The sequence below is a fragment of the Catellatospora bangladeshensis genome (genome assembly GCF_016862575.1).
In the GTDB taxonomy this organism is placed as follows: Bacteria; Actinomycetota; Actinomycetes; order Mycobacteriales; family Micromonosporaceae; genus Catellatospora; species Catellatospora bangladeshensis.
In genome coordinates this window covers 1-10583 of the sequence record NZ_BONF01000076.1, presented here as the reverse complement: position 1 = coordinate 10583, position 10583 = coordinate 1, and the positions used below count along the sequence as shown (strand labels likewise).

The following is a 10583-nucleotide window of genomic DNA, read 5'->3' as shown; positions in this document are numbered from 1 at the left end:
CTCTCCTCCTGGAGTGATCGTTTTCGTAACCCTACCCAACCGGTAGGTAACTGGTCCAGTGCAGTACGCCCGTTACGCCCGCCGCCCGCCGCCCGGCTCATCCCGGAAGCGGATTATTTGCGGTGCTTGTGCCTGTCACAGCACGTCTACTTAGGACGGAACTGTTGTCCGGGCGGTTGTCGCACACGGCGTGCGACGGCTGACGTGCCGAGTCGTGTTGAGTTCACCACGTCAGTCACCTTGCGTGGCGGTCATGGCACCGACAGGCGCGGACCGTCGCGTCGGCCTACACGGTGGGACAGTGATGAGCTCACGGACCTCGAACCTGCGAGCGAAGATCGTCTTCTTGCTGGCGTCGCTGGCCGCGCTGTGGGCGTTCGCCGCCTTCGTGACGCTGCGCGAAGGCCTCAACCTGTTCTGGATCAGCACCCTCGACCAGGAGGTCGGCCGGCCGACCGACGCGCTGGTGGCCACACTCCAGGCCGAGCGCCGTGCCTCCGCGGTGGTGCTGGCCGGGGGTGAGGGCGACGCCCGCGCCGAGCTGCAGACGGCCCGCGCCGCCACCGACGCCGCGGCCGCGCGCTTCCGCGAGTCGGTGCGCGGCACGACCGCCGGGCTGGCCGCCTCCGACCAGGCCGAGCAGAACATCGCCGAGCTGGGCCGGCTGCTCGACGGGCTCGGCCCCGTGCGCACCGACGTCGACCAGCGCAGCGGAGAGCGCGCCCAGGCCGTCGCGTACTACACCCAGACCATCGGCGCCGGCTACCGCATCTTCGCCACCATCGCGAGCTTCGACGACAAGGCCATCAACGACCAGCTGCGCCACCTGCTGATCATGTCCCGGGGCAGGGAGCTGCTCTCGCAGGAGGACGCGCTGATGTCCGGCGTGCTCGCCGCGGACCGCTTCACCGCCGCGGACGCCGCCGAGTTCGCGCGGCTCGTCGGCGCGCAGCGCAACATCCGCGCCACCGGGCTGGAGGGCCTGCCCGCCGCCGACAAGGCGATCTACGACCCCGTGCTGACCGGCCCGGCGATGACGCGCCTGCAGCAGGTCGAGGACGTGCTCGTCGAGCGCGCCCGCGCGGGTGAGCCGCCACCGGTGGGCAGCACCGAGTGGCGCTCGGCGTTCGACCCGGCGCTGGCGGCGCTGGCCCAGCTCGACATCGACCTGGCCGAATCCACCATCGACCGGGCGGAGGGCCCGATCGTCCTGGTGATCGTGCGGCTGGTGCTGGCCGCCGGCCTCGGCCTCATCGCCGTCATCGCGTCCATCACGCTGTCGATCACCACCGCCCGCGCCATCGTGCAGCAGTTGCGGCGGCTGCGCGACGCCGCCGACGAGCTGGCCAACGTACGCCTGCCGCGCGTCGTGCAGCGGCTGCGCGACGGGGAGGAGGTCGACGTCATCGCCGAGGCGCCGCCGCTGGCCTTCGGCGCGGACGAGATCGGCCAGGTCGGGCAGGCGTTCAACGCCGCGCAGGAGACCGCCGTACGGGCCGCCGTCGAGCAGGCGGAGCTGCGCCGCAGCGTACGCGACCTGTTCCTGAGCCTGGCCCGGCGCAACCAGACCCTGGTGCACCGCCAGCTCGGCATGCTCGACGCGATGGAACGCCGCACCGCCGACTCCGCCGAGCTGGACGAGCTGTTCCGCATCGACCACCTGGCCACCCGCATGCGGCGCAACGCGGAGAACCTGATCGTGCTCGCCGGCGCCGTGCCCGGCCGCGGCTGGCGGCGCACCGTGCCGATGGTCGACGTGATCCGGGCCGCGGTCGCCGAGGTGGAGGAGTACCCGCGCGTCAACGTGCTGCCCAGCGAGACGGCCGGGCTGTCCGGGCACGCCGTCGGCGACGTGGTGCACCTGCTGGCCGAGCTGATGGAGAACGCGCTGGCCTTCTCGCCCCGGCACACGATGGTCAACGTCGGCGGCTCCGAGGTCGGCGCCGGGTACGTCATCGAGGTCGAGGACCACGGCCTGGGCATGACCCAGACCGACCTGGAACAGGCCAACTCTCAGCTGGAGCAGCCCGCCGAGTTCCTGCTCACCAGCACGCCCCGGCTCGGCCTGTACGTGGTCGGGCGGCTGGCCGAGCGGCACGGCGTCAAGGTGCGGCTGCAGCCGTCGCCCGGCGGCGGCACCACCGCGGTGGTGCTCATCCCGACCGCCCTGGTGGCCGACACCTGGCCCGCTGCTTCCAGCCTGGACAGCGGCGAGCACCAGGTCATCGAGGCGTTCGCCGAGCGCGCACCGGCCGAGCGCCCCGAGCCGGACGGGCCGGCGGCTCCCCGCCCCACGGCCGCCGAAGGGCTGCCCCGGCGCGCCCGGCCCGACGACGCCCCGTTCGAGCTGCCGCAGCGCCGGTCCGTGGCCGACGCGCCGCCCGTGCCCGCGCCGGCCGCCCTCGCCCCGGCCGGCGACACGGCCCCGGCCGCCCCGGCCGCGGCACCCGCCGCCGCCGCGCACGGGATCCGCGTGAACGGTTCGGCCCCCGCGCCGTCGCGCGCCGGGGACGGCACCGCCGTGCGGTCCGCCGACAGCGGCCCGCCCGGCGTCCCGGGGCAGCGCGAACCGGTCGAGAGCACCGTGTACACGCCGTCCGGCCTGCCGGTGCGCAGCCGGTCGGCGGCCCCGCGGGACGAGCAGACCACCTTCGCCGCCGCCCGCGCCGACGAGCCGTCGGCCCTGGCGCAGCCCTCCGCCGAGGCGGCGGAGGCGGAGCACGCGGATGCCCCGTCCGACGTTGCGCTCGACGGCGACGCCCGCGCGGCGTCGCAGATCTACAGCCTGATCACGGCGTACCAGCAGGGCAGCCGCCGCGGCCGCCTCGCCGCGGAGCAGCTGAGCACCGCACCCGTGGCAGGGCCGCCGATCCCGGCGCCGCCGGACGCCACGGCCCCGGCCTCCGCGCCGACGGCGGCCGAGCAGCCGACCGGGGCGTACCCGGTGGTGGAACTGCTGGTAACCGAGCAGGCGGCCGCCGCGTCGCCGACGGCCGTGCCGCTGGTCATCGAGACGGCGGCCGCCGGGCCGCGCGACGCGGAGCAGGCCGGTCCCCGTATCGAGGACCGCCCGCCCCTGCCGCGACGGCCGAGCCCGCGCACAACGCCGCGACACGAGGAAGGGCAGGGCAGGGAGAAATGAGCGTGGAGCAGAAGACGAGGGCTGCCGACCTGGCCTGGCTTGCCGACGACTTCGTCGACCGGGTGGCGCAGGCCCAGAAGGCCATCGTGCTGTCCGCCGACGGGCTGCTCATGGCGGCGTCCAGCGGGCTGAGCCGCGAGGACGCCGAACACCTCGCCGCGGTGGCGGCGAGCCTGTTCGGCCTGGCCCGGGGGGCCGGTCGCCGCTTCGGCAAGGGCAAGGCGCGCCAGGCCGTCATCGAGATGGAGGGCGGCTTCCTGTTCGTCACCGCCGCGGGCAACGGCGCCTGCCTGGCCGTCGTGGCGGGCAAGGACGCCGACGCGGGCATGGTGGCGTACGAGATGGCGATGCTCGTCGTGCGGGTGGGCCAGTACCTGACCGCGCCGGTCCGGGGCAGCGCGCCGTGACCGCACCGTCGCCGGACGGGCTGCCCGATCAGGGCATGCTGTGGGTCGACGACGAGGCGGGGCCGCTGATCCGCCCGTACGCCATGACGTCGGGCCGCACCCGGCCGCGCCATGCCGACCTCGACCTGATCGCGGTGCTGATGGCGACCCGGCCCGCGCTGCCGTCCGACGGCGGCCTGGGCACGGTGTACGCGGAGATCATGGCGCTGTGCCAGCACCCCGTGTCCGTCGCGGAGATCGCCGCGCACCTGCGGCTGCCCGCGGGCACGGTCCGGGTGCTGCTCAGCGACCTGCTGGAGCGGCGGCTGGTCCGGCGCCGGGCGCCCGTCAACGTCACCCACCTGCCCAGCGCGGACATCCTCAAGGCGGTCATCGATGGCATCCGAGCTCTATGACGACGAGGGCGGCATCCCGGCCGCCTTCAAGATCCTGGTCGCGGGCGGGTTCGGGGTCGGCAAGACCACGCTGGTGGGCGCGGTCAGCGAGATCGCGCCGCTGATGACGGAGGAGTACCTCACCGACGAGAGCGTCGGCGTGGACGACATCGCCGGGGTGGAGGCCAAGGGCACCACCACGGTGGCGCTCGACTTCGGCCGCATCACCATCAACGACGACCTGGTGGTGTACCTGTTCGGCACGCCCGGCCAGGAGCGCTTCATGTTCGTCTGGGACGAGCTGGCCTACGGCGCGATCGGCGCGGTGGTGCTGGCCGACACCCGGCGGCTGGAGGACGCGTTCAGCTCCATCGACTACTTCGAGCAGCGCGGCACACCGTTCGTGGTGGCCGTCAACTGCTTCGAGGGGGCGCGGGTCTACCAGCCGCAGGAGGTCGAGCAGGCGCTGAATCTCGACCCGCACGTGCCGGTGCGCCTGTGCGACGCGCGGCGCCGCGAGTCGGTCAAGACCGTCCTGATCACCCTGCTGGAGCAGGTGCTGGCGCAGGGCGCACGGGCCTAGGGCGGGGTCCGGGATCGGGGGGTTCCGCAGCCCCGGGCGGTGCGTGCCCGGGGCTGCGGAGGTACGGGCGGCTACAGCGTCAGCGTCCAGCTGTTGATGTAGCCGACGTCGTTGGCCGCGGCGTCCTGGACCCGCAGGTTCCAGGTGCCGTTCCTCACCTCGGTGGAGAGGTTGACCGTGTAGGTCTGGTTGATGTTGTCCGCGCTGCCGCCGGAGCGGTTGTGCAGCACGTACGCCGAGCCGTCCGGCGCGATCAGGCTGACCACCAGGTCACCGATGTAGGTGTGCACGATCTGCACGGCGACCGTCGAGGTCGACGACGCGTTGCCCGAGCAGCCCGCGATGGTGATCGGGCTGTTGACGGTGGCGTTGTCGGAGATGGTCACGTCGGTGCCGTTGGTGCCGGAGCAGGGCGGCGGGGTCGAGCCGCCGAGGTTCAGCGTCCAGCTGTTGATGTAGCCGACGTCGGACGGTCCCGCGTCCTGCACCCGCAGCCGCCAGGTGCCGTTGGCGACCTCGCTGGACAGGTTGACGGTGAACGTCTGGTCGATGTTGTCCGCGCTGCCGCCGGTGCGGTTGCGCAGGCTGTACGCCGAGCCGTCCGGCGCGATCAGGCTCACCACCAGGTCACCCACGTACGTGTGCACGATGTGCACCTCGACCGTGCTACCCGAACCGGCGTTGCCGGTGCAGCCGGTGATCGCGATGGTGGACTCGACGGTGCCCTGGTCGACGATGGTGACGTCGGTCGGGTTGGTCGCCGAGCAGCCGGGCGGACCGGCCACGGTCAGCGAGAACGTGGTGGTCCGGGTGGCGCTGCTGCCCGTGCCGGTGACCGTCACCGTGTACGTGCCCGCCGGGGTCGACGCGCTGGTGGCGATGGTCATCGTCGACGACGAGCCCGAGGTGACCGTGGCCGGGCTGAACGACGCGGTCGCGCCGCTGGGCAGGCCGGACGCCGAGAGGGCGACCGACTGGGCGCTGCCGCTGGTCACCGTCGTGCCGATGGTCGAGGTGACCGAGCCGCCGGCCGAGGTGCTGCCCGACGCCGGGCTCGCCGACATCGAGAAGTCGTTGCCGGTCGGGGTGCCCACGGCCAGCGTCCACACCGCGTACGCGGCCGCGTCGGCGGCCCGGTTCAGCACCGTGTCGTTGATGTTGCTCGGGAACGTGTCGCAGGAGGCGTGGTAGCAGGGGTCGTAGTCGCCCGTGGTGCCGCCCCACTTGGTGACCTGCGCCGAGGTCTTGTTGGCACTGGCGCCCGCCGCGATGCCGGAGGTCTGGATGCCTGCGGCGTTGAACGACGCGTCGTCGGACCGGCCCGCGCCCTCGACGTTCTCCTCCGGCGCCAGGCCGGGGAAGTTCGCGTCGTAGTACGCCTTGATGGTCTGCCCGAGGCTGCTGGTGATCCGGTTGATGAAGTAGCCGCCGTTGGTGGAGGCGATCATGTCGAAGTTGAGGTAGCCGGTGATCTTCGCGCGCTCCGTCGACGACAGCGAGTTGACGTAGAACTCCGAGCCGTTGAGGCCCTGCTCCTCGTCGGTCCACCAGGCGAAGCGCACGTGCTTGAGCATGGTCGGGTTCTGCGAGGCCAGCGTCAGCGCCAGCTCCAGCAGCATCGACGAGCCGGAGGCGTTGTCGTTGATGCCGGGACCGGCCGAGACGCCGTCGAGGTGCGCGCCGAGCATGAGGACCTGGTTGGTGTCGCCGCCGGGCCAGTCCGCGACCACGTTCGGGCCCGCGCCGCTGGTGCAGCCGGAGGTGCAGTTCTGCTTGACCACGCTGTAGCCGGCGGCCTGCAGCGCGTTGAAGACGTAGTTGACCGACGCGGTGTAGCCGGCGGTGGTGGAGCGGCGGTTGCCGCCGTTGTTGCTCGCGATGGTCTGGAACTGCTGCAGGTGGGTGCGGATGTTGGTGAGCGAGATGTCGGGCGGGGCCAGGGCGACGGCCGGGGCCTCCACGGCCACCGCGCCGGTCAGCGCCATGGCCAGGACGACCAGGCCGCGGATGATGGGTCTGCTTCTCACACCGTGCTCCTCGAGGTTCGGGATGCCGGGGTAACCGGTCCCGAGGAGGATATGCCCTCGCGTAGATAGATTTGAATAGGTGACTGTAGGCGCGCCCGGCGGTAAGCTGGCCGCCCCGCCGTACGCTGTGGCGCGTGGATCACCTGGGCGGGACTCTGGCGGCGGCCGTGGCGCTGTTCGCGGGCACCAACGTCGACGACCTGATCGTGCTGACCGTGGTGTTCCTCAGCGGCCGCACCACCGGCCGCCCGCGGCCCTGGCAGATCTGGACCGGCCAGTACGCCGGCATCGCCGTGCTGGTCGCCGCGTCCGCGCTGGCCGCCGTGGGCCTCGCCGTGGTGCCGGACAGGTGGGTGGCGCTGCTCGGCCTGGTCCCGCTGGGGCTCGGCGTACGCGCCCTGATCCGCTCGCTGCGCGCCCGCGCCGAGGGCGCCGAGCCGCCCGCCGTGGCCACCGGCGCGCTCGCCGTGGCCGGGGTGACCATCGCCAACGGCGCCGACAACATCGCCGTCTACACACCGGTCTTCCGCACCATCGGCGCCGCCGGCAGCGTGCTCACCGTCGCCGTGTTCGCGGTGCTGGTCGCCGTCTGGTGCCTGGCCGGCTCCTGGCTCGGCGCGCACCCGCGGGTGATCGCCCTCATCGAACGCTGGGGCCACTGGCTGGTCCCCGGCGTCTTCATCGCCATCGGCCTGGTCATCCTCGCCCCGCTGGTGCTCGGCGGCTGACGGGGGAGAGCCGGAATCCGGTTGCCGCAGACCTCGGCCGGTTCCTAACCTGGGCTGTCACCAGGGAGTACGCGGCCTGACCCGCGATGTGAGGAAGAGTGTTCGCGATGAGGTCGCTGATCCCCGCCGTGCTGCGCGAGGAGCCGCAGTTCGCCCGGTACTTCGCCGGGCAGGCGCTGTCGATGGTGGGCGACCGCATCACCTTCGTCGTGGTGCCGTTCGCGGTGCTGTCCATCCCCGGCACGGACGCCGCGGACGTCGGCCTGGTCAGCGCGGCCACGCTGGTGCCGTTCCTGGTGTTCGCGCTCGCGGGCGGGGTGTGGGCCGACCGGCTGCCCCGGCAGCGGGTGATGCTCGTCTCGGATCTGGTGCGTTTCGTGACCCAGGCGCTGGTCGCCGGGCTGCTGCTGAGCGGGCACGCGCAGGTGTGGCACCTGGTCGCGCTGATGGCGGTGTTCGGCACCGCCGACGCGTTCTTCGCGCCCGCGGCCGCCGGGCTGATGCCGCTGATCGTCAGCCCGGACCGGCTGCAGGAGGCCAACGGGCTGCGCGGGCTGGTCATGTCGACCGGCCTGGTGGCCGGCCCGGCGCTGGCCGGCGGCCTGATCCTCCTGGTCGGCTCGGGCGGCGCGATCGCCCTCGACGCGCTGAGCTTCGCGGTCAGCGCCGTGTTCCTGGCCCGCCTCAAGCCGCGCGCCGCGGACGTGGCCGCGCCCGAGGGCGGCTTCCTGGCGCAGCTGCGCGCGGGTTTCACCGAGGTCGTGTCACGCAGCTGGGTTTGGTCGACGCTGGCCGCGCTGTCGATCTACCACGTGGTGGTGCTGCCGTCGGTGTACGTGCTCGGCCCGGTGCTGGCCGAGCAGGAGTTCGGCGGCGCGACGAGCTGGTCGATCGTGGTCGCCGCGTTCGGGGTCGGCTCTATCATGGGCGACGTGCTGGCCATGCGCGTACGCATGAAGCGCCCGCTCGCGGTCGCCGCGGCGGCCCTGTCCGTCGCCGCCTGCCAGGCGCTGATCATCGGCATCGGCCCGACGATCCCCGTGATCGCCGCCCTGGAGGCGGTCACCGGCGTCGCGGTCTCGCTCGCCTTCACCCTCTGGGAGACCTCCCTGCAGGCCCACGTCCCGCAGGCGTCGCTGTCCCGGGTCAGCTCCTACGACTACCTGCTGACCGCGGGCCTGATGCCGCTCGGCCTGGCCGTGGCCGGACCGGTCGCCCAGGCGATCGGCCTGCGCCCCACCCTCTACGCGATGACCCTGCTCGCCGTCCCCGCCGCCCTCGCCCTCCTCACCATCCCCGCCGTCCGCCACCTCCCCGCCCCCGCCCCCACCCCCACCCCCGCCGCCTCCTCCTGAGGCGCCGATCTTGCGTGAACTGCGGGTACGACACGCCTCTTCCGGGCGAAAGGGCAACAGTTCGCGCAAGATCGACGTCGGGGGCGGCCGGTAGGGTGGCGGGGTGGCGGAGATGGAGACGGTCGAGGGCGCGAGCTTCTCGGGCGAGGACTGGTACGGCGACGAGCTGGGGGAGCGGCACTACCTGCGCTGCACCTTCCGCGACCTGGACATGACCGAGCTGGTCAGCCAGGGCACGGTGTTCGAGGAGTGCGTCTTCGGCAACGTGAAGTTCAACGCGTCGCGGCACACCGACAGCGCGTTCCTGCGCTGCTCGTTCCTGCGCTGCAACCTGTTCGAGGCCGAGTTCGCCGGGTGCAAGCTGACCGGCAGCTCGTTCGAGCAGTGCACGCTGCGGCCGCTGCGGGTGACCGGCGGCGACTGGTCGTTCGTCAACCTGGGCGAGGCCGACCTGCGCGGCGTCACCTTCCAGGGGGTACGCATGCGCGAGGCCGATCTCGCCATGGCCCACTGCGACGGCGCGACGTTCAGCGGCGTGGACCTGTCCGGCGCGCACCTGGCCAAGGCCCGGTTCAACAAGTGCGACCTGCGCGGCAGCGACCTGACCGCGTTCCACCCGGCCGAGGTCGAGCTGCGCGACGCCGTCATCGACGCCGCGCAGGCCGTCGTGCTGGTGCAGGCGCTCGGCCTGCGCCTCGGCTGACTCAGCCCTCGCGGTAGACGGCGAGGTCGAAGTCGGCGTACGCGCCGTCGGCGCCCAGGTCCTGCACCCACAGGCCGAGGAACGCGCCGGTGAACCCCCAGGCGGCGGGCTCGCCGTCGACGACCCGGGCGGCGTGCTCGTCGGACAGCGTGGTCGCGTCGAACACCACGGGCAGTTCCTTCCAGCCCTCGCCCACGTCGTACGCGAACCGCAGCGCCGGCCCGTCGAACTCCACCCGCAGCCCGACCCGGTCCACGCCGGTGACGTCGACGGACAGCTCCGGGTGGGCTACCCGGCGGCCGCTGTCCGAGCTGAGCACCTCCAGCGTCCGGCGGCCGTCGTCGGCCCGGGTCAGGTAGGCGTAATACCAGTTCGCGGTGTTGTAGTAGCCGGTGATCCCAGCGAGCTGCCGGTGGTCGGCCGGGTCGAACTCGACGGCCGTCTCCAGGCTGCACCGGGTCGCGCCGACCCGCCGCGCGACCAGGCTCGGCGTCTGCTTGCCGACCGGCGACTGCCCGCCGTACAGGCGCAGGTGCGACGGCCGCGACCGCAGGTCCACCCAGTCCGGTGTGGCGGGGCGCCGCAGCGTGGACCAGGCCGGGCCGAGTTCGGCCGAGTCGAAGTGGTCGGTGGCGGGCTCGTCGGGCCAGGGGTGGGCGGGCAGGTCGGGGGCCTGGTACTCGTCGGCCGGTACGCGGCCGGGGATGCTCGGCCAGCCGCCGTCGGGCCAGTCCACCCGCTGGATCGCCGTCTCCCGGCCCAGCACGCAGTTGCCCAGCGCCGAGTAGGGGCGCCCGGCCAGGTGCGCGAGATACCACTCGCCGCCCTGCGTCCGGACCAGGCTGCCGTGCCCGGCCTTCTGCAGCGTGAGGTCCGGCCGCCCGACCGAGGTCAGCAGCGGCCCGGCCGGGTCCACCTCGTACGGGCCGAACAGCTCCCGCGAGCGGGCGACGGTGACCTGGTGCTCCCAGCTGGTGCCGCCCTCGGCGGTGACCAGCCAGTACCAGCCGTCGTGCCGGTACAGGTGCGGGCCCTCGGTCAGCCCCGCCGGGGTGCCGGTGAAGATGATGCGCCGCTCGCCGACCAGTTTGCGCTGCTCGCGGTCGTACCGCTGGATCTCGATGCCGCCGAACCGGTTGCGGCCCGGCCGCCAGTCGGCGCTCATGTTCAGCAGCCAGGTGCTGCCGTCGTCGTCGTGGAACAGCGACGCGTCGAACCCGTGCGCGTGCAGCCGGACCGGATCGGACCAGGGACCGTCGATGCT

At 73.0% G+C, this 10583-nt stretch carries 9 protein-coding genes; 7 read left to right on the top strand and 2 right to left on the bottom strand.

The genetic code is table 11. The annotated features are described in order from the left end of the window. Window positions 1-304: 304 nt before the first annotated feature. The 4 genes from Cba03nite_RS39105 to Cba03nite_RS39090 are packed head-to-tail and all read left to right on the top strand — an operon-like array spanning window position 305 to window position 4506. Window positions 305-3142, top strand: a complete 2838-nt coding sequence (locus tag Cba03nite_RS39105; protein WP_239126350.1) for a sensor histidine kinase — start codon at window positions 305-307, stop codon at window positions 3140-3142. Between the two features lie 2 nt (window positions 3143-3144). After that, window positions 3145-3549, top strand: a complete 405-nt coding sequence (locus Cba03nite_RS39100) for a roadblock/LC7 domain-containing protein (RefSeq protein WP_239126349.1) — start codon at window positions 3145-3147, stop codon at window positions 3547-3549. After that, entirely contained in the window at window positions 3546-3944 is a 399-nt protein-coding gene (locus Cba03nite_RS39095; RefSeq protein ID WP_346114874.1) for a DUF742 domain-containing protein, read from the top strand. The genes Cba03nite_RS39100 and Cba03nite_RS39095 overlap by 4 nt, the downstream gene beginning before the upstream one ends. After that, on the top strand, window positions 3925-4506 hold the full coding sequence (locus tag Cba03nite_RS39090; RefSeq protein WP_203757569.1) for a GTP-binding protein: 582 nt from the start codon (window positions 3925-3927) through the stop codon (window positions 4504-4506). Before Cba03nite_RS39095 ends, Cba03nite_RS39090 begins: the two co-directional genes overlap by 20 nt. Before the next feature lie 71 nt (window positions 4507-4577). Here the strand turns inward: Cba03nite_RS39090 and Cba03nite_RS39085 are convergent, their stop codons facing one another. Next, window positions 4578-6491, bottom strand: a complete 1914-nt coding sequence (locus Cba03nite_RS39085) for a proprotein convertase P-domain-containing protein (protein WP_203757577.1) — start codon at window positions 6489-6491, stop codon at window positions 4578-4580. Window positions 6492-6667: 176 nt separating this feature from the next. Here Cba03nite_RS39085 and Cba03nite_RS39080 point away from each other — a divergent pair, with 176 nt between their 5' ends. The 3 genes from Cba03nite_RS39080 to Cba03nite_RS39070 all read left to right on the top strand — a co-directional run bounded on the left by Cba03nite_RS39080 (window position 6668) and on the right by Cba03nite_RS39070 (window position 9319). Then, on the top strand, window positions 6668-7261 hold the full coding sequence (locus Cba03nite_RS39080) for a cadmium resistance transporter (RefSeq protein WP_239126348.1): 594 nt from the start codon (window positions 6668-6670) through the stop codon (window positions 7259-7261). A gap of 107 nt (window positions 7262-7368) precedes the next feature. Further along, window positions 7369-8616, top strand: coding sequence for an MFS transporter (locus Cba03nite_RS39075; RefSeq protein ID WP_203757566.1), 1248 nt, complete (start codon window positions 7369-7371; stop codon window positions 8614-8616). A gap of 112 nt (window positions 8617-8728) precedes the next feature. Then, on the top strand, window positions 8729-9319 hold the full coding sequence (locus tag Cba03nite_RS39070; protein ID WP_203757573.1) for a pentapeptide repeat-containing protein: 591 nt from the start codon (window positions 8729-8731) through the stop codon (window positions 9317-9319). A 1-nt stretch (window position 9320) separates the two neighbouring features. On the opposite strand, the gene Cba03nite_RS39065 is transcribed toward Cba03nite_RS39070, so the two are convergent. Further along, window positions 9321-10583, bottom strand: a 1263-nt coding sequence (locus Cba03nite_RS39065; RefSeq protein ID WP_203757564.1) for a glycoside hydrolase family 43 protein, incomplete at its 5' end; no start/stop codon positions are given.

Bases quoted from the DNA above. Each gene is read 5' to 3' on its own strand.
- Cba03nite_RS39090 (WP_203757569.1), top strand. From the start codon at position 3,925: ATGGCATCCGAGCTCTATGACGACGAGGGCGGCATCCCGGCCGCCTTC.
- Cba03nite_RS39085 (WP_203757577.1), bottom strand. From the start codon at position 6,491: ATGGCGCTGACCGGCGCGGTGGCCGTGGAGGCCCCGGCCGTCGCCCTG.
- Cba03nite_RS39105 (WP_239126350.1), top strand. From the start codon at position 305: ATGAGCTCACGGACCTCGAACCTGCGAGCGAAGATCGTCTTCTTGCTG.
- Cba03nite_RS39070 (WP_203757573.1), top strand. From the start codon at position 8,729: ATGGAGACGGTCGAGGGCGCGAGCTTCTCGGGCGAGGACTGGTACGGC.
- Cba03nite_RS39075 (WP_203757566.1), top strand. From the start codon at position 7,369: ATGAGGTCGCTGATCCCCGCCGTGCTGCGCGAGGAGCCGCAGTTCGCC.